The following is a 22,274-nucleotide window of genomic DNA, read 5'->3' as shown; positions in this document are numbered from 1 at the left end:
CGATAATATTTTGGGTGTAAACTGGCCCTGATCGATGCCTCAGCCCCGCCCGCCCAGCCGGGCAAGCAGGTCATCGAGGTCTTCGAGAGACCCATAGGCGATGGTCATCGAGCCGGCGGTCGGCGAGATCGGGTTGATCGAGACCTTGAGCCCCAGGCTCTCGCTCAGATCCTCTTCCAGGCGCAGTGTATCGCTGTCCTTGGTAGAACCACCAGCGGCCTCGGCCCGGCGCGGCCGGCCACCGACAGGCTTGCGCTGGCTGCCATCGCGGGTCGCCCGCTTTTCCGCTTCGCCCCGTGCGAGAGTTTCTGCCTCACGCACCGTCAGCCCCCGATCGGCAATGCGTTTCGCCAGGGCCGAAGGGTCTTCAGCCGTGGCGATCGCCCGGGCATGCCCCATGGACAGCCGGCCGTCGTCGAGCATCTCCTTGACCGCATCGGGCAGGTTCAGCAGGCGGAGCATGTTGGCGACATGGGCGCGGCTCTTGCCGATCACCCGGCCGAGTTCCTCCTGGGTGTAGGAGAACTCCCCCATCAGCCGGCGATAGCCGTCAGCCTCTTCCAGCGGCGTCAGATCCTGGCGCTGGATGTTCTCGACCAGGGCGATTTCCAGCGCATCATGATCCGCCATATGGCGGACGATGACCGGAACCTCGTGCAGCCGGGCAAGCTGCGCCGCCCGCCACCGACGTTCGCCGGCGACGATTTCGAACCCGCCGTCATCGAGCGGCCGGACCAGGATCGGCTGGACCACACCACGTTCACGCAGGCTGGCGGCCAGCTGCGACAGGGCCTCTTCGTCGAAATGCCGGCGGGGCTGATAGCGGCCGGGGCGCAGCCGCTCTACCGGCATCATCCGGACATCGGCGGTTGCGGCCGCGGGGGCCGCATCCTCGATCGCCGTATCACCAAGCAGCGCGGACAGGCCGCGCGCCAGGCCGCGCTTGCGGCCGCCGGTCTCTTCCGCACTCACGCGGCCACCCCCCGTTCGCGCTTCAGCACCTCACCCGCCAGATGGATATAGGCCTTGGCCCCGGCGCAGCGGTGATCATAGAGCAGCACCGGCTTGCCGTGGCTGGGCGCTTCCGAGACGCGGACATTGCGCGGGATGACGGTCTTGTAGACCTTGTCGCCGAAGAAGTTGCGCACATCGGCCGCCACCTGATTGGACAGGTTGTTGCGGTTGTCGAACATGGTCAGCACCACACCCTGGATGTCGAGCCGCGGATTGAGCGAACGACGCACCCGGTCGACGGTCCGAACCAGCTGGCTAACGCCTTCGAGCGCGAAGAACTCACACTGCAGCGGCACCAGCACCGCATCGGCGGCGACCAGGGAATTCAGGGTCAGGATGCCGAGCGAAGGCGGGCAGTCGATGAAGATGTAGTCGTACTGCGGTAGTCCCTCGGCACCCAGCGCCATGCGCAGCCGGCGTTCGCGGGCCGGGCGCTCGATCAGCTCGATTTCGGCACCGGTCAGGTCGACCACAGCCGGCACCACCGCCAGCCCGGGCACATCGGTTTCGACGATCGCCTCGGCAAGGCTCGCCTCGCCCATCAATACGTCATAGCTCGACGGATCCCGCTGGCTGGCACCGATGCCCAGCCCGGTCGACGCATTGCCCTGCGGATCGAGATCGATCACCAGAACCCGCTTGCGCGCCGCAGCCAGCGCGGTCGCGAGATTGATTGCGGTCGTGGTCTTACCGACGCCGCCCTTCTGGTTTGCGATGGCCAGCACGCGACCGGTGCCCTGAGGCGCCGCATCAGCGGGATTGGTCACGGTCTTGGACACGAGACAGCCCCTTCGCTTCAAGGATGACGCCACCCTCGTCGGTCATACTTCTATGGCATACCACCTGCATTGTCCAGCGGGTGCGGGCGGCTGCAATCTCGGCATCGGCCTGGGCGCCTTTCAGAAACCAGAATACGGCATCAGGGCGGGCAAGCGGAATGGCCATCTCAAGAAGCTTGTCCAAAGGGGCAAGCGCGCGGGCGGACACAAGGTCGGCATCCAGGGGCTTCAGGCGCTCGATCCGCTCGGCATGGACGGTGACGGCGATGCCCATCGCCCGGGCGGTCTCCCGCAGGAAGATCGCCTTGCGGGTGTCGCTTTCGACCAGATGGACGTCCAGATCAGCCAGCGCCGCCAACACCAGCCCGGGGAAGCCGGCACCGGAGCCCAGATCGACCAGACGCCGGCCGGCGACCGGACCGATCAGCGGCAGAAGCTGGGCCGAATCGAGCATATGCCGGCGCCAGAGTTCAGGCAGGGTCGCGGGGCCCACCAGATTGATCGCCCCCTGCCAGCGGATGAGCCTTTCGGCGTAAATCTCCAGCCGGTCGAGAGTTTCACGTGGAACCCCGGCAAGCAGCGCATCGATGCGCGGCCGGATGATGTCGTGGTCGGCGCCGGCTGGACCGGCCGGCCCGGCAGCGCGCGGCTGAGCCGCAGGCCTGGGGCCGCCGCGACGGGCATCGGGTTTGCGTGCCATCTGCCCTACTCCGCTGCCAGGGCCGCGCCGCGCCGGATGGCGCCGATCACCAGGCTGAGCGCCGCCGGGGTCACCCCGGGGATTGCCTGAGCGGCGGCGATCGTCGCCGGCCGATTCCGGTTCAGCTTCTCCTGCATCTCGGCCGACAGGCCGCCGACACGGCCATAGTCGAAGCCGGGCGGAATGGCGAGCCCCCCCTCTCTCCGCCAGGCAGAGACATCCGCCTCCTGGCGACCGAGATAGCCGTCATAGCGGGCCTCGATCTCGATCTGCTCGTAGACGTCGGCGCGGATCCGGGCCAGCTCGGGCCAGATGCCGGTCAGCACCAGACGGGTCGCCTCAGCATGAACCAGCAGCTGGTGCAGGGAGCGCGGCCGGCCATCACGATTGGCGGGGATACCATGGGTGCGGGCCTGTTCCGGCGTCAGGGTCAGGCTGCGGGCCAGATGCCGGGCATCATCGAGGGCCGCCAGCTTCGCCTCATGAGCGGCACGACGTTCGGCACCGACCAGCCCCAGGGCGATCGCCTCGCCCGTCAGCCGCAGGTCGGCATTGTCGGCCCTGAGCAGCAGCCGGTATTCGGCGCGCGAGGTGAACATGCGATAAGGCTCGTCGGCGCCCCGGGTGGTGAGGTCGTCGATCATCACCCCGGTCAGCGAACGGCCGCGGTCGGGCAGCAACCGGGCGCCCTGACGGCGATCACCGCCGGCCTCGCCCGCCGCCAGCGCGGCATTGGCACCGGCCAGCACACCTTGCGCCGCCGCCTCTTCATAGCCGGTGGTGCCGTTGATCTGGCCGGCCATGTAAAGGCCGGGCATCACCCGGCTCTCCAGCGTCGGCAGCAGCGATCGCGGATCGACGAAGTCGTATTCGATCGCATAGCCCGGCCGGATGATCGAGACCCGCTCCAGCCCCGGGATATGGCGGAGCATCCGGGCCTGGGCCTCGGCCGACAGGCTGGTGGAAATGCCGTTGGGATACACCGTGTGATCGTCGAGGCCTTCGGGCTCCAGGAAGATCTGGTGGCTGTCGCGATCGGCGAAGCGCACCACCTTGTCCTCGATCGAGGGGCAGTAGCGGGGGCCCCGCCCGGCGATGCGGCCGGAATAGACCGCGCTCTCGTGCAGATGATCGCGGATCACCTGATGAGCCGCCGGCGTGGTCGCGGTGATATGGCAGGCGATCTGCGGCACCGTGATCCGGTCGGTGAGCACCGAGAAGGGCTTCGGCGGCGTGTCGCCATGCTGCTCCGTCAGCGATGCCCAATCGATGGTCCGGCCGTCGAGCCGGGGCGGCGTGCCGGTCTTCAACCGACCCATCGGCAGGCCCAGAGCTTCGAGCCGCGCCCCCAGCGCCGCGGCCGGCGCCTCCCCCACCCGGCCCGCAGGGATGCGCGCGTCGCCGATATGGATCATGCCGCGCAGGAAGGTGCCGGTGGTCAGCACCACGGCGGCCGCCCGGATCCGGCGGCCATCGGCGAGCACCACCCCGGCAACCCGCGGGGCCGTGCCCTCTTCCGCCATGATCAGGTCATCGACCGCGCCTTCGACCACGTCGAGCCCGGCAGTGCCGGCGATGAGATTCTGCATCGCCGCGGCATAAAGCCGGCGATCGGCCTGGGCGCGCGGCCCGTGCACGGCAGGGCCGCGGCTGGCATTCAGCACCCGGAACTGGATCCCCGCCCGATCGATCACCCGGGCCATCAGCCCGTCGAGGGCATCGACCTCGCGCACCAGCGTGCCCTTCCCGATCCCACCGATCGCCGGGTTGCACGACATCGCGCCGATGGTTGCGAAGGTGTGGGTGACGAGGATGGTCCGCGCCCCCACCCGTGCCGCAGCGGCGGCCGCCTCGACGCCGGCATGGCCGCCGCCGATGACGATGACGTCGACCGCCGACGGATCGACGACGGCCTCTGGCGTGGCCGGGATGGAACGGGGCAGATCGCTGGGCATCGTGGTCTCGTCTGGTCGTCGGGTGATGGCAGGCGGGCGGGTGATGGCGGCCAGGCCTGGGACCCGCCGGCGGTGCCGCCGCGTTTCACGTGGAACATCCGCCGCCAACCCCCTGTGCCACACACGAAAAGCCGGGGCAGTTCAGACACGGTCTGAAGGGATGGATACGGCGCGGGCTCGCCCTTCAGATATCATTTCCCGATGCAGAACTCACGGAAGATCGCATCCAGAAGGTGTTCGACATCGATCCGGCCGGTGATCCGGCCCAGCGCATCACAGGCCCGGCGGACATCTTCCGCCACCAGCTCCAGCATCGGCAGCGGATGGGTGAGCCCGGCCACCGCGGCATCGAGGGCCGCCGCCGCCTGATCGAGCGCCGCCCGATGGCGCGCACGGGTGATCATCGCCCCCTCCCCGCCGCCGGTGAGCCCGGCGGCGAGCCCGGCCAGCATCGCCGCCAGATCCCCCATGCCGGCACCGGAGACGCAGGAGACCAGGACCATCGGATGGTCCCCGGCCACGGCCGCCCGAAGCCGGTCGGCGGCATCGGCCGCCAGACGATCCCGGCGGGTGAAGACGATCGGATCTCCCGGACGCGCTCCCGCCTCGATCATCGCTTTGGACGGATCGGCGGTCTCGGGATCGATCACCACCAGGCGCAGATCGGCCTCGGCCGCGCGGGCCCGGGCGCGACGCACCCCTTCCTGCTCGATCGGGTCGTCAGTGTCGCGCAGCCCGGCGGTATCGATCAGGGTCAGCGCCACGCCGTCCAGATCGAGCGCGACCTCGATCGCATCGCGGGTGGTGCCCGGCCGATCGGTGACGATCGCGATCTCGCGCCCGGCCAGCGCATTCACCAGGCTCGACTTGCCGGCATTGGGGCGACCGACCACCGCCACGACCACACCTTCGCGCAGCCGCTCCCCCGACCGGCCATCGGCCAGACAGGCGCGGAACTCGGTCGCGATCGCCTCAAGCTCGGGCGCAACAGCCAGGGCGATGCCGTCGGGTACCTCTTCATCCGGGAAGTCGATCTCGGCCTCGATCATCGCCGCGGCGCGGATCAGCCGTGCCCGCCAGTCCTCCACCTGCCGCCCCAGCCGCCCGCCCAGCTGGGCCAGGGCCTGAACCGCCTGGCCGGCGGTATCGGCGGCGATCAGGTCGGCGACCGCTTCGGCCGCAGTCAGATCCATCCGGCCGGACAGCACCGCGCGGCGGGTGAACTCCCCCGCCTCCGCCGGCCGGAGCCCGGGCAGACGGCCCAACACATCGATCACCGCCGCCACCACCGCCGGGCCGCCATGAAGATGCAGCTCGGCCGCATCCTCGCCGGTATAGCTGGCGGGTGCCCGGAAGCGCAGCAGCAGCGCCTCGTCGATCGCCCGACCCGAGACCGGATCGGCGATCCGGCGCAGGCTGGCCAGGCGGGGTTCGGGCAGTGCACGGCCAGGCGTCAGGGCCGCAAGGGCGGCATCGGTGTCGGGGCCGGACAGGCGGATGATCGCCACGGCGCCGCGCCCGGGCGGCGTCGCCCGGGCGAAGATGGTGCGGGGGCGCGACGTGGTGGATGTCGTCATGGGAGGTGGGGATCCGATCGGGCAGGCAGAAAAACGAGGCCGGCACCCCGTCTTCCGGGATGCCGGCCTCATCATAGCCCGATGACCGTATCTGAACAGTTGGCCTGAACAGCCGACCGGAACGGGTGCGGTTGTCAGCCGCCGCTCGCCGCCAGACGGGCGGCCTTCTCGGCAGCCCGCCGCTCGGCGATGTCGGCCTTGGCGATCTCGTCATCGCCCGGCTTCAGCATCAGCCGATCGACCCGGCCGCCCTCGGCGACATGGGTGGTCAGGATCTCGTCGATATCGTCGGTGCTGCGATAGCCGTACCAGACGCCTTCGGGATAGATCACCAGCGTCGGGCCCAGCTCGCAGCGGTCCAGACAGCCGGCATTGTTCACCCGCACGCCCTTGAGCCCCATTTCCTTGGCACGGGCCTTCATGTAGTTGCGCAGCTTCGTTGCCCCGCCGGCCTCGCAGCAACCGCGCGGATGGCCCTCGGGCCGCTCGTTGGTGCACACGAAAATGTGCCGCTCGTAATAGAGCGGCGGATCGTTGCGGACCACACTCACCTCAGCCGTCCTTCTTCACGCCCCCGGTGGTGCCGGCGGTGGCGAGCCCCGACCAGAATTTCTGCATCTGGTCCCAGCCCTGCCCGCCCGGCATCCAGCTCCGGATGATGTTATCGCCATCCATGGACTTCATGGCCTGAGCCATCTGCTTCTGCATCTCGGTCAGGAACATGTTGTGCAGCGGCGTCAGATCCGGAAGGCCAACGGCGCGGCGGGCCTCTTCGGGGGTGCAATCGAGGTCGATGGAGATCTTCATCGGGCAGATTCCCTGATCTTTGCTTTGGCTCGTCTGCGCTTGCCGATGGTCGCCACTGACGCCACGTACCCTGGACAGTCCGCGATCCCCGCACCGATTGCAAGCGCCAACACACTCTCGGGTTTAAAAGATGTCCGGAAACTCACTCCACAGGGAAGTCAGCCCGTACCTCCTTCAGCATAAGGACAATCCGGTGGACTGGCTGCCCTGGGGCCCGGAGGCCTTCGCGCGCGCCAGGGCGGAGAACCGGCCGATCCTGCTGTCGATCGGCTACGCCGCCTGCCATTGGTGCCATGTGATGGCCCATGAGAGCTTCGAGAACCCTGAGACCGCCGCCGTCATGAACCGGCTGTTCGTCAACGTGAAGGTCGATCGCGAAGAACGACCTGATGTCGACGACGTATACATGGCCGCTCTTCAGGCCCTCGGCCAGCCGGGGGGCTGGCCACTCACCATGTTCCTCACACCCGATGGTGCGCCCTTCTGGGGCGGCACCTATTTCCCGCCCGAGCCTCGCCACGGTCTTCCCGCCTTTCGTGACATGCTCAGGCAGATCTCCACAATATATCACGATCAGGCCGAGGACGTCCGCCACAACGCATCGGCGATCGGCGCCCGGCTGGGCCGGCTGGCAGCCCGACATCCCGGCCCCGTGCCCTCGCCCGATACGGTGGCCGGTGCGGCTGCCCGGATCGCCGGGGTGTTCGACCCGGAGCGTGGTGGTGTGCGCGGCGCACCGAAATTTCCGAACGCTCCCCTGCTCGCCCTGTTCGACGCCATAGCGGCGGATGGCAGCTCCCGGGCCGAGGCCGCGGGCGCGGCGCTGGACCGGACGCTGCGCCGCATGGCCGCGGGCGGCATTCACGACCATCTGGGCGGCGGCTTCGCCCGCTATTCGGTCGACGCCGACTGGCTGGTGCCGCATTTCGAGAAGATGCTGATCGACAACGCCCAGCTGCTGCCGCTCTACGCCCGTGCCTGGGCAAGAGCCAGAACGGAGCCCCATGCCAGGGTTTTCGCCGATGCCGCAGCCGGCATCATGGCCTGGCTGGCGCGTCAGATGGATGCCGGCGACGGCGCCTTTGCAAGCAGCCTGGATGCCGACAGCGAGGGCGAAGAAGGCCTCTATTACCTCTGGACGGCCGAGGAGATCGCGGCGGTTCTGGGCGCGGACGACGCCGCCCTCTTCGGCCGGGTCTACGACATCCGGCCGGGCGGCAATTTCGAGGGCCGCGCCATCCCCAACCGGCTGGCGCATCCCGACCCGCTGAGCGGCGAGGACGAGGCGCGGCTTGAGGCGATGGCGGCACGGCTGCACGAGCGGCGCTGGTCGCGCAGCCATCCGGGCCGCGACGACAAGGTGCTGGCCGACTGGAACGGGCTGATGATCGCGGGCCTCGCCGAAGCCGGCATGATCTTCGACCGGCCGGACCAGGTGGCACGGGCCGCCCGCGCCTTCGATGCGGTGGTGGCAAGCCATGACCGCAACGGCCGGCTGGGCCATGCGGCACGGGCCGGACGGCTGGTCTGGCCGGGGCTGCTGGACGATCATGCGGCAATGATTCTGGCGGCTCTGGCGCTGGACCGGGCAGAGGGCGGCACCGCACGCCTGCCCCGGGCGGAAGGCTGGGCGGAGGTGGTGATGCGGCATCACATGGCCGAGGGCGGCGGCTGGCACATGACGGCCGATGATGCCGAGGTGCTGCCGGTACGCAGCCGCCCCGGCACGGATACGGCCCAGCCCTCGGGCAACGGACTGATGGCCCAGGCCCTGGCCCGGCTGGCACTCGCCACCGGCAATCCGGCCTATGCCGAGGCGGCGCGCGCAACGATCGCGGCCTTCGGCGCCGAGGTGGACGGCAATCCGTTCGGGGTGGCGTCGCTGATGGTCGCCGCCCTGCTGCTCAATGCCGCGGATCAGGTGGTGGTGGTGGGCCCCGCGGGCGACATGGCGACCCGCGCCCTGCTCCGCACCGCGGCGGCAAGCGGCCGGCCGCTGCTGGATCTGCGGCAGATCGATCCCGACACCCCCCTGCCCGCCGGACATCCGGCTGCCGGCAAGGGCATGGCGGGCGGGCGGGTCACGGCCTATCATTGCCGGGGCCCGCGCTGCGGGCTGCCGCTGCACGATCCCGCGGCACTGGCCGCCGCCCTTGCTCCGGAGCCTGCCCGATGATGACATCCACGCCGCCAGGTGCCCGCATCCGCAATGCCATCTCCCGCACGACGGGAACCCGTGCCGTCGGAACCCGGCTGATCGCCGATACCCCGCTGGGGCCGATCCGCCTGGCGGCCGGTGACGACGCGCTGCTGGCGCTGGACTGGATCGATCCGGCCGATGTCGCAGAGGCCATGCTGGCCGCAGAGGCCGGCCCGCAGGCAGCCCGCATTCTGGACGAGACCGAGGCCCAGCTCCGGCGGTATTTCGCGGGTGAACTGGACCGGTTCGATCTGCCGCTCGCCCCCGCCGGTACCGAATTCAGGCGCGCGGTCTGGACCGCGATGCTGGATATTCCATATGGTGAGACGGAAACCTATGGCGATATGGCCCGCCGGGTCGGCTCGGTGGCCCGTGCCGTCGGCGGCGCCTGTGGCGCCAATCCGATCCCGATCGTCATCCCCTGCCACCGGGTGGTGGGGGGTGGTCATTCAATCGGAGGTTTCTCTGCACGGGGTGGCGTTGACACCAAACGGTTTCTGCTTCACCTTGAGCGGGCCCGGACGCCGGAACGGCAGCCGCGGCTTCTGTGACGCCTTGTGTTCCGCACACCGGAAAGCAGGCTGCCCCACGGAAACCTGGCGCCGGGCCGTTCTTTCCGCATCCCGACCAGACAAGCAAAGGGGCCGAACAGTGGGCAGCATGGTGCAGATCACCGCCAGGGATGGCGGTACGTTTGACGCATATCTGGCGACAGCACAGGGCGGCAGCGGCCCGGCGCTGGTGCTGATTCAGGAGATCTTCGGCGTCAACCACCTGATGCGCTATCAGGCGGACTGCTTCGCCGCCAAGGGCTTCACCGTCATCGTCCCCGACCTGTTCTGGCGGCAGGAGCCGGGCGTGATGATCACCGATCAGAGCGAGGCCGACTGGCAGAAAGCCTTCCAGCTGTTCCAGGGCTTCGACGCGGACAAGGGCGTCGAGGACATCGCCGCGACGGTGGATTACATCCGCGGCCAGAGCAGCACCGGCAAGGTCGGCGCCATCGGCTGGTGCCTGGGCGGCCGTCTGGCCTTCCTGACCGCGGCGCGCACCAATATCGATGCGGCCGTCAGCTATTACGGCGTGGCGCTGGACGACAATCTCGGCGAAGCGGCGTCGATCGGCGGCAAGCTGCTGATGCATGTCGCGGCCAAGGATGATTTCGTGCCGCCGGAGTCGCAGGAGAAGATCAAGTCGGCGCTGGCCGACAACCCGAAGGTGGAGCTGCATGTCTACGAAGGCTGCAACCACGCCTTTGCCCGCCCGGGTGGTGCCAATTTCGTGCAGGACGCGGCGCTGACGGCCGATGACCGCACCCTCGCCTTCCTGAAGAACACGATCGCCTGACAGACGACGGCATGATGCAGACAGAGGGGGACGGTCCGGATGGGCTGTCCCCTTTCTTTTGTCGCGGCGGAAACAGGCCGTTCCGGCGACGGATCCGGCAGGAGCATTGCACGATCGCCCGGCCTCGCCGATCATCGGGAACCGAAACACCCCTGCGTCCCCAGAGACGTGCCCCATATGGAGGAGACACCCGATGGTGAAGGCGATCCGGATCGAACGGACCGGCGGCCCCGAGGTGATGGACTTTGTCGAGGTCGAGGTCGGTGAACCCGGGCCCGGCCAGATCCGTATCCGTCACACGGCGATCGGCCTGAACTTCATCGACGTCTATTTCCGCACCGGTCTCTACCCTGCCCCGCTGCCCGCGATCCTGGGCATGGAAGGCGCCGGCGTGGTGGTCTCGGTCGGTGACGGCGTCGATGATCTGAAGCCCGGCGACCGCGTCGCCTATGCCAGCGGCCCGATGGGCAGCTATTCGGAAGAGCGGCTGATGCCAGCCGACCGGGTTGTGCCGGTGCCGGACGCCATCGACGACCAGACCGCCGCCTCGATGATGCTGAAGGGCATGACCGCGCAGTATCTGCTGCGCCGCACCTTCCCGGTCCAGGCCGGCCAGACGATCCTGATCCATGCCGCCGCCGGCGGTGTCGGCCTGATCGCCTGCCAGTGGGCCAAGGCGCTGGGCGCCACCGTCATCGGCACCGTCGGTTCGCCCGAGAAGGCGGAGCTGGCCCGTGCCCATGGCTGCGACCACCCGATCCTCTATCGCGAGGAAGATCTGGTGGCCCGGGTGAAGGAGCTGACCGGCGGCAAGGGCGTGCCGGTGGTCTATGACTCGGTCGGCAAGGACACCTTCATGGCCTCGCTCGACTGCCTGCAGCCGCGCGGCTATATGGTGAGCTTCGGCCAGTCCTCCGGCCCCGTCGGCCCGGTGGATCTGGTGGTGCTGAACCAGCGCGGCGGCCTTTATGTCACCCGCCCCTCCCTCTTCCACTACACCTCGACCAAGGAAGAGCTGCGCGCCACGGCGAAAGATCTGTTCGACGTGGTCGGCTCGGGCAAGGTCAAGGTCGGTGCCGCCCGTACCTATCCGCTGGCCGAAGCCGCCCAGGCCCATCGCGATCTGGAGGCCCGCGCCACCACGGGCGCCACCGTACTGCTGCCCTGAGCGCCCCGGGGATCGGGCGACCATATCGTTCCACGTGGAACACAGACGAGAAAGGCCGCCGTCCCATCCCTGGGGCGGCGGCCTTTTTCATACGGCGTTCCACGTGGAACAGCGGCGGTCAGCTGTTCATGGAATCGAAGAAATCGGCATTGCTCTTGGTGTGCTTGAGCTTGTCGAGCAGGAAGTCCATGGCATCGATCGTGCCCATGGGCATGAGCACGCGGCGCAGCACCCACATCTTCGACAGCGTGCCGCGATCGACCAGCAGCTCTTCTTTGCGGGTACCCGACTTGCCGATATCGATCGCCGGGAAGGTACGCTTGTCGGCCAGCTTGCGGTCCAGGATCAGCTCGGAATTGCCGGTGCCCTTGAACTCTTCGAAGATCACCTCGTCCATGCGCGAACCGGTATCGATCAGCGCGGTGGCGATGATGGTCAGCGACCCGCCCTCTTCGATGTTGCGGGCGGCACCGAAGAAGCGCTTCGGGCGCTGCAGGGCATTGGCATCGACACCGCCGGTCAGCACCTTACCCGACGACGGCACCACGGTGTTGTAGGCGCGTGCAAGGCGGGTGACCGAGTCGAGCAGGATGACGACATCGCGCTTGTGCTCGACCAGACGCTTGGCCTTCTCGATCACCATCTCGGCGACCTGGACATGACGCGAGGCCGGCTCGTCGAAGGTCGAGCTGATCACCTCCCCCTTCACCGACCGGATCATGTCGGTGACCTCTTCCGGGCGCTCGTCGATCAGCAGGACGATCAGATAGCACTCGGGGTGGTTGGTGGCGATCGCATGGGCGATGTTCTGAAGCAGAACCGTCTTACCGGTACGCGGCGGCGCCACGATCAGCGCGCGCTGGCCCTTGCCGAAAGGCGCCACCAGATCGATCACCCGGCTGGCGGTGGTGGTCTTCTTCGACGGGTCCGAGAGTTCCAGATTCAGCCGCTGATTGGGATAGAGCGGCGTCAGATCATCGAAATTGACCTTGTGCCGGGCATTGTCCGGCACGTCGAAATTGATGCTGTTGACCTTGAGCAGCGCGAAATAGCGCTCGCCCTCTTTGGGGGCCCGGATCTGACCGTCGACGGTATCACCGGTCTTCAGGCCGAAACGGCGGATCTGCTGGGGGCTGACATAAATGTCGTCCGGCCCCGCCAGATAGTTGCTCTCGGGCGCCCGCAGGAAGCCGAAACCATCCTGGAGCACTTCGAGCACGCCGCCGCCATGGATGGCGACATTCTGTTCGGCCGACTGCTTCAGGATCGCAAACAGCAGATCCTGCTTGCGCAGCGTGCCGGCGTTCTCGACGCCCAGGGTCTCGGCGTACTGGAGCAGCTCCGCCGGGGTTTTCGTCTTCAGTTCCTGAAGGTTCATGCGATGGATTTCCGATCGGGGGTCGACGGACGGGGAACGCCGGAATGGCAGGATCCCGTTCAACGACGAAGCCGGGTCAAAGCCTGGCTCACCTGTTTTGCGCGGGCCCGGCAGACGGGCAGCACGTTGTGTATCGAATGGTCGTATCGAACCACCCGGGATTGACCGGCCATCCAGAACAGGCCGGCAGGGCGCCGGCCGGACACAAGCCATGTGTGCGGAGACGTCGATGATCACCGACGTCGATCACGAACCGGTAACGGCCCGGCTCGGTTCCGGAAAGGGATGTGGTCCTGAAGGGGTTCGATCGACGAGGAGAGGACTGAAAGACCGCGTCGGCGTTGACAGCCTGGCGACCCGCACCGGTACCCGCGACTGCGATCCCTGAAGACCCACCGCCCGGCCAATGTGGCGGCGCGGGTGGTAACGGGTGAAGCATGTCGCCCGGCGACGTTCGTCTGTCCGTTCCGTCCCGGCATGCCGCAGGCATGGGACGAACGTCGCGCTACCGGCTTCACCGACACGTCAACCGTGCCGATGCCTAATCAGTTAGCGCGTCGCATGGCCGCTGTCAAACCCGATACGCCGGAAAACGATACGACCTTGGTCGATTTCCGGCGAAATCGTGCAATTGTCACGCCCTCTTCCCCCGCGATCGGGGCGGGTGCCGCCGGTTGGGCCGGATCAGAACGGCTTCACGATCACCAGGATCACGATGCCGATCATCAGCACCGTCGGCACTTCGTTCATCCAGCGATAGAAGCGCGTGGAATGGCGGTTGCGATCCTCGGCAAAGGCCCGGCGCCAGGCGCTGAACGCGCCATGCATGCCCGACATAATCAGCACCAGGGCGATCTTGGCATGCAGCCAGCCTTCGGACAGCGACACCGCCCCGGTGGTCAGGATCAGGATGCCGAACAGCCAGGTGGCGACCATCGCCGGATTGATGATCGCCTTCAGCAACCGGCGCTCCATCACCTTGAAACGCTCGGACAGCTCGGAGCCTGGTGCGGCATCGGCATGATAGACGAACAGCCGCGGCAGATAGAACATCCCGGCCATCCAGGCGATCACCGAGATCACATGCAGGGCCTTGAACCAGGGATAGGCGCCGGCGAATGCGTCGATCATGGGATTGGCTGCCTCGTCTCGGATGGCTGGATGCGGATGCGTCAGGTGCCGGCGCGACAGGCGCAGCGGCCGAAGCCCGCCGGACAGGACGGGCCGGCGGCATCAGGCGCCACGCCCTCGCGCCCTGCCGCCTGGATCACCAGATCACCCAGGCCACGGATGAAGGCCGGATGGGTGGTGGGGGTCGGTACCCGCAGATAGGGCAAGGCCCCGGATTTTTCGGCCAGATGACGGTATTCGACGTCCAGCTCGACCAGGGTCTCGACATGTTCCGAGACGAAGGCGATCGGCACCAGGATCAGGCCGCGCCCGTCCTGCCCTGCCCGCTCGACTTCGGCATCGGTCGACGGCCCGATCCATTCCAGCGGCCCGACCCGGCTTTGATAGCAGACCTGCCAGTCGATGGTATCGAGCGGCCGGCCAAGCAGGGCCGCCACCCGTTCCATCACCGCGGCACAGCTCTGCTCCACCTGCCACTGATAGGGATCGCCCCGCTCGATGATCTTCTTCGGCAGGCCGTGGGCCGACAGCAGGATGCGCATCGGCCGGCCCGGCGCCTCTGCCTCTGCCTGGCGCCAGCGCTCCACGATCAGGCTCGCATGCGCCTCGACCAGACCGGGCTCGACCGGCCAGCAGCAGACGGTCGAAGTCGGCGCCCTGAGCCCGGCCTTGCGGGCAGCCCGGTCCCAGTCCTTGAGCGACGAGGCGCTGGTCGAGGTGGAGAACTGCGGATAGAGCGGCAGGGCGATGATCCGGTCGGGCGCCCAGGCCTTCACCTCGGCCACCACCTCCGGCGCGAAGGGATGCCAGTAGCGCATGACCGGCCAGGCCCGGACGGTCAGCCCGCGGCCCTCAAGCTCGGCTTCCAGCGCCCGGGCCTGGCTCAAGGTTTCCGGCAGAAGCGGCGAGCCGCCGCCCATCAGCGCATAATTTTCCCGGGCGAAGGGGGCGCGGCGGGTACTGATCAGCTTTGCGATCGCCCAGCGCAGCGGCAAGGGCAGAGAGATGATCGCCGGATCGAAGAACAGGTTGAACAGGAACGGCTGAACGGCATCCGGCCCGTCGGGTCCGCCGAGATTGAACAACAGGACAGCAATTCGTCCCGTTTCTTTATAGTCACGTTCCTTGATCATAACCTGACTCAGACTCTCGCGGCATCGGCCTCGCGCACTGCTGCGATCACCTGGGCGACATGGCCGGGATCGGTCGGCGGCAGGACGCCATGGCCGAGATTGAAGACGAAGCCGCCCATAGGCGCCAGCCGGTCACATATCTTCCGCACCCGGCGGGTGAGATCCGGCCCGCCCGCGACCAGACGGCCCGGATCGAGATTGCCCTGAACCGCGACATGCGGCCGGAGACGGGTGGCAATCGCCTCCACGCTCCAGGTCGGGTCGACGCTGACCGCATCGACACCGGCATTCCGGACAAAATGCTCATATAGCGTGCCGGCGCGGTTCGGAAAGCCGATGATCGGCAGATCGGGATGCCGGGCGCGGATCCGGCTGGCAATGGTACGGATCGGGGTGATCGTCCAGCGCTCGAACGCGTCTTCATCCAGCGCGCCGGCCCAGCTGTCGAAGATCTGTACCGCCTCGGCACCCGCCGCGATCTGCGCCTCCAGGTGACGGACGGTCGCATCGACGATCAGGTCGATCAACAGCTGAAAGCCATCCGGGTCACCATAGGCCCAGCGCTTGGTGTTCAGGAAATCCTTGCTGGAACCGCCTTCGACCATATAGGTCGCGATGGTCCAGGGGGCGCCGGCAAAACCGATCAATGCCCGGCCGTCGGGCAGGGCCGCCCGCACCCGTGCCGCGGTCTCGTAGACCGGCGCCAGAAAAGACGTGACCCGTTCGGGATCGAGGGCGGCGAGCCCCGCCGCATCGCGGATCGGTTCCAGCCGCGGCCCCTCGCCTTCTGCGAACCAGACCTTCTGGCCCAGCCCGTGCGGCACGACCAGAATGTCGGAGAACAGAATCGCCGCATCCAGATCGAAGCGGCGCAGCGGCTGAAGGGTCACTTCAGTGGCGAGATCCGGGCTGTAGCAGAGATCGAGGAAACCCTTCGAGCGCGCCCTGAGCTCGCGATATTCCGGCAGATAGCGGCCGGCCTGACGCATCAGCCAGATCGGGGTCCGGTCCGGATGCCCGCCTTTGAGGGCTGCGAGCAGCGGCTTGGTGGTCTCGGTCATCGATGCGGTCCTCGGATCTCTGGCAGGCAGACGGCCGCGTCGGCAAAGACGGTCGGCCGGCCCTGCCGCCGGTGCCGCGGATCATGCCCGTTCGGCGGATTCGATTCCAGCGGAGTCCGCGGCGGATTTTCGTTTTCGGCCGCGACCGAATGTCCCTGGTGTTGCTGGACCGGCATGCCGTTGCCGTTTCGGCAACGGCCGATGAGGGCAAAAGCTACCCGTTCGGCTGCGCAACCGTGTTGCGCTCCGGCTTTCATTCGAACCATGCGAACCGCATGTTCCGGGCACAGACTGCAGTTCTCTCGCCCTGTGGACAAGCCCCCATCTACAGAAGGTAGGGGATTCGGGATAGAAAGGTTGTAGAGGATAGAGGGTGCCTGTGGATATCGGGGATCCCCACCCATTCACAAACCATCCACAGAAAAGCCCCCATGTGGACGATCCCGGGCCATCGGTCGGGGGCATGGGTGGATAACTCCGGAGTCTCGTGCGGAGTCTCGGGGGATAATGTCGTGGATAACGTGGAAAACTTCACGCCGCCCGGCTGCCGTCCTCACTCTGCCGGCACCACCGGTCCTGTTCGGCCCACATGGAGACGGCTCGGCGGATGACAGATGAAGAGCGGTGACGCAATATGAGCGCCCGACGTCCGACCCCGTTCGGCCCCCGTGATTCCGGGTTATCCACAGCCGTGAACGGGACGTGAACAGGGCGCGAACATCGTCCCGATGACGCTTGCTGGAGATCCGGATGGCCGACGACGAGCCGACCGTGGAGCTGCCGCTCCCCACCCCTGCCCTGCCCGGGCCCGGCCCCTCTGCCGCCCGTGCAGCAGGTGCCGCGCCGGCATTGCGCGGGGGCGGACATGGTGCAGATCTGCATCGCCAGCAGGTCTTGTTCGACCTGCATCTGGTGTCGGATTCAAGCGGCGAGACCGTGAACACCGTCGCCCGCGCGGTGCTGGCGCAGTTCGACGGGGTGGATGCGCGCGAGCATGTCTGGTCGCTGGTCCGCTCTCCGGCGCAGCTGGAAAAGGTGATCCAGTCGATCGAGGCCCATCCGGGCCTGGTCATGTACACGCTGGCGCTCAGTGAATTGCGCGAGCGGCTGGAAGAGGCCTGCCGGCGGCTGAAAGTGCCCTGCGTGCCGGTGCTGGACCAGATCACCGATATCGTCAGCGGCTATCTGGGGGTCTCGGTCTCCCGCCGGCCCGGGCGGCGCCACATGCTCGACCAGGAGTATTTCGCCCGGATCGACGCGATGCATTTTGCCCTGATCCATGATGACGGCCAGTCGCTCTGGGACATCGATGATGCCGATGTGATCCTGGTCGGCGTATCGCGCAGCTCCAAGACGCCGACCGCGATCTATCTGGCCAATCGTGGGGTGAAGGCCGCCAATGTGCCGCTTGTACCGGGCCAGCCCCTGCCGGCCGAGGTGGAAACCGCGACCCGTCCGTTCATCGTGGGCCTGACCACCAGCCCCGAACGGCTGGTGCAGATCCGGCGCAACCGGCTGTTGAGCCTGAACCAGCCCGATGACGGGGAATATATCGACATCGATGCAGTTCGCACCGAGGTGATCGCCGCCCGGCGCCTGTTCGAGCGGAAGGGCTGGCCGGTGATCGACGTGACCCGCCGTTCGATCGAAGAGACCGCGGCGGCGATCTATCAGATGTATCTGCGCCACCTGGGCGAGAGTTGATCCGATGACCCCTGTTTCGACCCGTGACGACACCGATGCGACTGCGGAACCGCGGCTGATCCTGGCCTCGGAGAGTGCCGCCCGCGCGAAACTGCTGGCGGGCGCCGGGCTCGATTTCCTGGCCCTGCCCGCCCGTATCGACGAGGCGGCGGTCAAGGAGGCGATGGCCGCCGAGGGCGCGCCGCCCGAGGATGTGGCGGTGATGCTGGCCGAGATGAAGGCGCGCCGGATTTCGGGCCGTGCCGGCCGTGTGCCGGTGCTGGGCTGCGACCAGATGCTGGTGGCGGACGGCCGCTGGTTCGACAAGCCCACCGGTCGCGACGGCGCCCGCGCAACGCTGGAAGCCCTGTCGGGCCGGCGGCACGAGCTGATCTCGGCCGCGGTGGTGACCATCGACGGCGCCCGGGTCTGGCATGCCATCGGCCGTGCCCGGCTGACCATGCGCCCGCTCTCCCCCGCCTTCATCGAGCATTATCTCGACCGGGCCGGCGAGGCCGTGCTGGGCTCGGTCGGCGCCTATCAGCTGGAGGGGCTGGGCGCGCAGCTGTTCTCGAAAGTCGAGGGTGACTATTTCACCATTCTTGGCCTGCCGCTGATCGAGCTGCTGGACTTCCTGCGCGTGCGCGGCGTGATCGAGAGCTGAGCGGACGGACGCCCGATGACCGAAACCCTGCACCCCGTCTGGATCAGCGGCGCCGCACGCCTGGCCGGCGTGATCGGCCACCCCGTCACCCATTCACGTTCGCCGCGCCTGCACGGCTTCTGGCTGGCACGCCACCGGATCGACGGCGCCTATCTGCCGCTTGCGATCCGACCCGAGGATCTGGCGCAGGTGCTGCCGGCCCTGCCCCGGATGGGCTTTCGCGGCGTCAATCTGACCCTGCCGCACAAGGAACTGGTGCTGCCGCTCTGCGACGAGGTTGAACCGGTGGCCCGTGCGATCGGTGCGGTCAACACCCTGATCTTCGGCGAGGACCACCGCATCACCGGCACCAATACCGATGCCTGGGGCTTCGGTGCCGCACTGGCGGCCGGGGCGCCGGCACGCGATGCGGCGGCACCCGCCCTGGTGCTGGGGGCGGGCGGCGCGGCGCGCGCGGTGGTTTACGCCCTGGCCGAGGCCGGCGCCGCGCGGATCCTGATCGCCAATCGCACGGCGGAGCGGGCCGCGGCCCTGATCCGCGATCTGGCGCCCCACTGCCCGGCGACGGTGCTGGAGGCGGTGGACTGGGCCGCGAGGTCCGATCTGCTTGCCGGTTGCGGCACGCTGGTCAACACCACCAGCCTGGGGCTGCACGGCCAGCCGCCGCTCGACATCGATCTGGGCCTGGCGGATGACCGGCTGGTGGTGTCGGACATCGTCTACGACCCGCTGGAGACGCCGATCCTGAAGGCCGCCCGCGCCCGCGGGCTGGTCGCGGTCGACGGGCTCGGCATGCTGCTGCATCAGGCGGTGCCGGGTTTCGAGCGCTGGTTCGGCGTGCGGCCCGTGGTGGATGCAGCGCTGCGCCGGCATGTCGCCGCCGATCTTCTGATCGGGGAGCCGGCGCCATGCTGATCATCGGTCTGACCGGCTCCATCGGCATGGGCAAATCGACGACGTCGAAGATGTTCCGGCGGCTGCGCGTGCCGGTCTTCGACGCCGATGCCACGGTCCATGCCCTGCTCGCCCCGGGTGGCCGGGCCTTCCGGCCGGTGATCGAGCGCTTCCCCGAGGCGCTGAAGGACGGGCGCATCGACCGGGTGGCGCTGGGCGCCCGGGTGTTCGGCCGCAAGGCGGAGCTGCGTGCGCTGGAGCGGATCATCCATCCGCTGGTGCGTGACGAGCAGCGCCGGTTCATCGCAACCCATGCCCGTCGGCGCGCGCCCATGGTGGTGCTGGACATCCCGCTGCTGTTCGAGGGTGGCGGTGATGCCCATGTCGATGCGGTACTGGTGGTGAGCGCACCCAACTGGATCCAGGCCCGCCGGGTGCTGGCCCGTCCGGGGATGACGCGGGCCAAGTTTCGCGACATCCTGTCGAAACAGGTGCCCGATGCCGAGAAGCGCCGCGGCGCCGATGCCGTGATCCAGACCGGGCTTGGCCATGGCCATGCCTTCCGGTCCCTGAAACTGGCGCTGGACGGCTTCAGCCGCCATCGCCACGAGATGTGGAAGCATCACTGGCACCGGCCGCGGATCCGGCGGCCGGCCGGCCCACGCCGCCGCCCCGGCGGCTGACGGCGCCCCGGTCCGCTTCTGTCGAACGAGGAGCTTCGAGCTTGCGCGAGATCGCCTTCGACACCGAAACCACAGGCTTCGATCCTGCCACCGGCGACCGGCTGGTCGAGATCGGCTGCGTGGAGATCCTGGATCAGGCGCGCACCGGTGCCGAGTTCCATGTCTATATCAACCCCGAGCGCGACGTGCCCGAGGCGGCGGTGGCTGTGCACGGGCTGACGGCCGAACGGCTGAAGACCGAACCGGTCTTTGCCGAGGTCGCCGACCGCTTCCTGGAGTTCGTGGGTGATGCACCGCTGGTGGCGCATAACGCCGCCTTCGACATGCGCTTCATCAATGCCGAGCTGACCAGGCTTGGGCGGGAGCCCATCCCGATGTCGCGATCGATCGACACCGTGCAGATGGCCCGCATCCGCTTTCCGGGCGCGCCGGCCAGCCTGGATGCGCTCTGCCGCCGCTTCGGCGTCGACAACAGCAACCGCCTGCTGCACGGCGCGCTGCTCGACGCCCAGCTGCTGGCCGAGGTCTATCTGCACCTTCTGGGCGACCGCCAGCGCGGTTTCGACCTGGCCGCCGACCGTCGGGGGGGCCCCGGCGAGACCGGTGGCCGCCGCCGCACGGTCGCCCGGCCGCCCCGGATCCACACCCCCACCCCGGCCGAGCTGGAAGCCCATCAGGCCTTCATCCTGAAAGAGGTGAAGGCGGCGATCTGGCTGGCGGAGGATTGAGCCACCGGCCGCCATCTGCCGCCCGGCCCGGGATCACCCGACGACATCCGCATGACCGCGGACGGATACCGATCGGGAAAGCAGGCGATGCCGCAAACGAAACGCCGCCGCCCCTGATCAGGGCGGCGGCGTTTCATGCAGGCGGCTGCGGAGCGACGGCGGGGCCGGCGCTCACGCCATTCACTGCGGCTGGGCGCGGCGCTGCTGCTCGGCCTGGAACAGCTGCACGAAATCGATCGGGTCCAGCATCAGCGGCGGGAAGCCACCGTCGCGGGTGGCATCGGCGATGATGCGCCGCGCGAAGGGGAAGAGCTGGCGCGGGCCTTCGATCAGCAGGAAGGGCTGGATCTGCTCCTGCGGGAAGTTTTCGAGCATGAACACGCCGGCATAGGACAGCTCGCAGAGGAAGGTGGTGTTTTCCTCGTGCTTCGCCGAGGCCGACAGCTTCAGCTCGACCTCGTAATTGTCGTCGCCGAGCGGCTGGGCGCCGACATTCACCGAAACCTGGATGTTCGGCCGGCTCTGGGCCGAGGCGATCAGCGACCGCGGCGCGTTCGGGTTCTCGAACGACAGGTCCTTGATGTACTGAATGGCAAGGCGGAAGCGCGGCGAAGCCTCGGCGCCGGCTGCGCCGTTGCCCTCGGGCGTCTGGGTGTCGGCCATGGGGTGCTGGTCTCCGGGTGACGCAGGTGTTGATCTGGGGCCGATCGGATCGCCGGCCAAGTCGGGCGTAACATGTGCGCCGGCCCGGTGCAAGTACAGCGCCGGAGATGATGACCGGCGGTCGACCGCTGCCTTCCGGGTCAGCGGCCGATCAGCGGCGGCTCGTCGTCCTCGGGGCGGCGGCCAGGGCTGCCCGGGCGATCTGCGGACGTGGAGTACTCGCCCTCGATGATCACGCTGCCGTCACGGCTGCGCCACTGGCTGCCGGGCTGGCCCGGCCCCGGACGGCCGGTCATCACGAAACGGGTGCGGGCCAGGATCTGTTTCTGCATCAGCCGGCGGACCGGCGGCACCAGAAGCAGGGCGCCGATCGCATCGGTGAAGAAACCCGGCACCATCAGCAGAACGGCCGCCAGGGCGAGGAACAGCCCGTCGAAGACCTGATCGACCGGTGCCTCGTTGCGGTTGAGCCGGGCACGGGCCTCGGTCATGGCCTTCAGACCCTGGTGGCGCAGCATGGCGGCACCCGCCACCGCGGTCAGCACGCAGAGCGCCACCGTCGGCAGGGCGCCGATCTCGCTGCCCACCTGGATGAACAGGAAGACCTCGATCAGCGGCACGAAGAGGATTGCGAGAAGCAGAGAGACTGCGGCGACCATGCTTGCCCTTTCCTGAACCGACCCTTATGTAAGGGTGGAGGCGGCGCCGT

At 68.1% G+C, this 22,274-nt stretch carries 23 protein-coding genes; 10 read left to right on the top strand and 13 right to left on the bottom strand.

Annotated elements, in window-relative coordinates; all coding sequences use genetic code 11:
- Nucleotides 1-39: 39 nt before the first annotated feature.
- The 7 genes from P7L68_RS27080 to P7L68_RS27050 form a co-directional block, all read right to left on the bottom strand.
- The gene (locus P7L68_RS27080; protein ID WP_372002982.1) at nt 40-972 is read right to left on the bottom strand and encodes a ParB/RepB/Spo0J family partition protein; all 933 of its coding nucleotides are present in this window, start codon (nt 970-972) and stop codon (nt 40-42) included.
- The gene (locus P7L68_RS27075) at nt 969-1,793 is read right to left on the bottom strand and encodes a ParA family protein (protein WP_372002980.1); all 825 of its coding nucleotides are present in this window, start codon (nt 1,791-1,793) and stop codon (nt 969-971) included. The genes P7L68_RS27080 and P7L68_RS27075 overlap by 4 nt, the downstream gene beginning before the upstream one ends.
- Entirely contained in the window at nt 1,765-2,493 is a 729-nt protein-coding gene (gene rsmG, locus P7L68_RS27070) for a 16S rRNA (guanine(527)-N(7))-methyltransferase RsmG (RefSeq protein ID WP_372002978.1), read from the bottom strand. The genes P7L68_RS27075 and rsmG overlap by 29 nt, the downstream gene beginning before the upstream one ends.
- A gap of 5 nt (nt 2,494-2,498) precedes the next feature.
- On the bottom strand, nt 2,499-4,448 hold the full coding sequence (gene mnmG, locus P7L68_RS27065) for a tRNA uridine-5-carboxymethylaminomethyl(34) synthesis enzyme MnmG (RefSeq protein ID WP_372002976.1): 1,950 nt from the start codon (nt 4,446-4,448) through the stop codon (nt 2,499-2,501).
- Between the two features lie 191 nt (nt 4,449-4,639).
- Nucleotides 4,640-6,025, bottom strand: a complete 1,386-nt coding sequence (mnmE, locus tag P7L68_RS27060) for a tRNA uridine-5-carboxymethylaminomethyl(34) synthesis GTPase MnmE (protein ID WP_372002975.1) — start codon at nt 6,023-6,025, stop codon at nt 4,640-4,642.
- A 134-nt stretch (nt 6,026-6,159) separates the two neighbouring features.
- Entirely contained in the window at nt 6,160-6,570 is a 411-nt protein-coding gene (locus tag P7L68_RS27055; RefSeq protein ID WP_372006978.1) for a ferredoxin, read from the bottom strand.
- Between the two features lie 7 nt (nt 6,571-6,577).
- Nucleotides 6,578-6,832, bottom strand: coding sequence for a DUF6489 family protein (locus tag P7L68_RS27050; protein ID WP_372002973.1), 255 nt, complete (start codon nt 6,830-6,832; stop codon nt 6,578-6,580).
- A gap of 130 nt (nt 6,833-6,962) precedes the next feature.
- Between P7L68_RS27050 and P7L68_RS27045 the strand changes: the two genes are divergently transcribed.
- From P7L68_RS27045 to P7L68_RS27030, 4 genes are all read left to right on the top strand, one after another.
- On the top strand, nt 6,963-9,008 hold the full coding sequence (locus P7L68_RS27045; RefSeq protein WP_372002971.1) for a thioredoxin domain-containing protein: 2,046 nt from the start codon (nt 6,963-6,965) through the stop codon (nt 9,006-9,008).
- On the top strand, nt 9,005-9,583 hold the full coding sequence (locus tag P7L68_RS27040; protein ID WP_372002969.1) for a methylated-DNA--[protein]-cysteine S-methyltransferase: 579 nt from the start codon (nt 9,005-9,007) through the stop codon (nt 9,581-9,583). The genes P7L68_RS27045 and P7L68_RS27040 overlap by 4 nt, the downstream gene beginning before the upstream one ends.
- A 109-nt stretch (nt 9,584-9,692) precedes the next feature.
- Entirely contained in the window at nt 9,693-10,379 is a 687-nt protein-coding gene (locus tag P7L68_RS27035; RefSeq protein WP_372002968.1) for a dienelactone hydrolase family protein, read from the top strand.
- A gap of 193 nt (nt 10,380-10,572) precedes the next feature.
- Complete coding sequence (locus tag P7L68_RS27030) at nt 10,573-11,547, top strand: quinone oxidoreductase (protein WP_372002966.1); 975 nt, start codon at nt 10,573-10,575, stop codon at nt 11,545-11,547.
- A 118-nt stretch (nt 11,548-11,665) separates the two neighbouring features.
- On the opposite strand, the gene rho is transcribed toward P7L68_RS27030, so the two are convergent.
- Nucleotides 11,666-12,925, bottom strand: coding sequence for a transcription termination factor Rho (gene rho, locus P7L68_RS27025; protein ID WP_372002964.1), 1,260 nt, complete (start codon nt 12,923-12,925; stop codon nt 11,666-11,668).
- A 229-nt stretch (nt 12,926-13,154) separates the two neighbouring features.
- Here rho and P7L68_RS27020 point away from each other — a divergent pair, with 229 nt between their 5' ends.
- Nucleotides 13,155-13,313: a hypothetical protein gene (locus P7L68_RS27020; RefSeq protein ID WP_372002962.1), complete on the top strand. Its 159-nt coding sequence runs from the start codon at nt 13,155-13,157 to the stop codon at nt 13,311-13,313.
- Between the two features lie 296 nt (nt 13,314-13,609).
- Here P7L68_RS27020 and hemJ read toward each other — a convergent pair whose 3' ends face one another.
- From hemJ to hemE, 3 genes are read right to left on the bottom strand one after another with little or no spacing between them, the layout of a single operon-like run.
- The gene (gene hemJ, locus P7L68_RS27015) at nt 13,610-14,056 is read right to left on the bottom strand and encodes a protoporphyrinogen oxidase HemJ (protein ID WP_372002961.1); all 447 of its coding nucleotides are present in this window, start codon (nt 14,054-14,056) and stop codon (nt 13,610-13,612) included.
- A 41-nt stretch (nt 14,057-14,097) separates the two neighbouring features.
- Nucleotides 14,098-15,189 (bottom strand): ferrochelatase, encoded by a 1,092-nt coding sequence (gene hemH, locus P7L68_RS27010; RefSeq protein WP_372002959.1) that lies wholly within the window; start codon nt 15,187-15,189, stop codon nt 14,098-14,100.
- Between the two features lie 8 nt (nt 15,190-15,197).
- Nucleotides 15,198-16,250: a uroporphyrinogen decarboxylase gene (gene hemE / locus P7L68_RS27005; protein ID WP_372002958.1), complete on the bottom strand. Its 1,053-nt coding sequence runs from the start codon at nt 16,248-16,250 to the stop codon at nt 15,198-15,200.
- Nucleotides 16,251-17,000: 750 nt separating this feature from the next.
- Here hemE and P7L68_RS27000 point away from each other — a divergent pair.
- Genes P7L68_RS27000 through dnaQ form a run of 5 tightly spaced genes read left to right on the top strand, consistent with a single transcriptional unit; the run spans nt 17,001 to nt 20,902 of the window.
- Nucleotides 17,001-17,954: a pyruvate, water dikinase regulatory protein gene (locus P7L68_RS27000; RefSeq protein ID WP_372002956.1), complete on the top strand. Its 954-nt coding sequence runs from the start codon at nt 17,001-17,003 to the stop codon at nt 17,952-17,954.
- A 4-nt stretch (nt 17,955-17,958) separates the two neighbouring features.
- Complete coding sequence (locus tag P7L68_RS26995; RefSeq protein ID WP_372002954.1) at nt 17,959-18,597, top strand: nucleoside triphosphate pyrophosphatase; 639 nt, start codon at nt 17,959-17,961, stop codon at nt 18,595-18,597.
- A 15-nt stretch (nt 18,598-18,612) separates the two neighbouring features.
- Nucleotides 18,613-19,512 carry a shikimate dehydrogenase gene (locus tag P7L68_RS26990; RefSeq protein ID WP_372002952.1) on the top strand — a complete coding sequence of 300 codons (900 nt, stop codon included), beginning with the start codon at nt 18,613-18,615 and terminating at the stop codon, nt 19,510-19,512.
- On the top strand, nt 19,506-20,174 hold the full coding sequence (gene coaE / locus P7L68_RS26985; RefSeq protein WP_372002951.1) for a dephospho-CoA kinase: 669 nt from the start codon (nt 19,506-19,508) through the stop codon (nt 20,172-20,174). Before P7L68_RS26990 ends, coaE begins: the two co-directional genes overlap by 7 nt.
- Before the next feature lie 41 nt (nt 20,175-20,215).
- On the top strand, nt 20,216-20,902 hold the full coding sequence (gene dnaQ / locus P7L68_RS26980; RefSeq protein ID WP_372002949.1) for a DNA polymerase III subunit epsilon: 687 nt from the start codon (nt 20,216-20,218) through the stop codon (nt 20,900-20,902).
- A gap of 180 nt (nt 20,903-21,082) precedes the next feature.
- Here the strand turns inward: dnaQ and secB are convergent, their stop codons facing one another.
- A complete protein-coding gene (gene secB, locus P7L68_RS26975) occupies nt 21,083-21,565 on the bottom strand; it encodes a protein-export chaperone SecB (RefSeq protein WP_372002947.1) in 483 nt (160 codons plus the stop codon).
- 140 nt (nt 21,566-21,705) lie between these two features.
- Nucleotides 21,706-22,224, bottom strand: a complete 519-nt coding sequence (locus P7L68_RS26970; RefSeq protein ID WP_372002945.1) for an FxsA family protein — start codon at nt 22,222-22,224, stop codon at nt 21,706-21,708.
- Nucleotides 22,225-22,274 lie beyond the last annotated feature (50 nt).

The organism is Tistrella mobilis, from assembly GCF_041468085.1.
Taxonomy (GTDB): domain Bacteria; phylum Pseudomonadota; class Alphaproteobacteria; order Tistrellales; family Tistrellaceae; genus Tistrella; species Tistrella mobilis_A.
The sequence above is the reverse complement of the archived record's forward strand: the minus strand, read 5'-3'. Positions and strand labels throughout refer to the sequence as shown.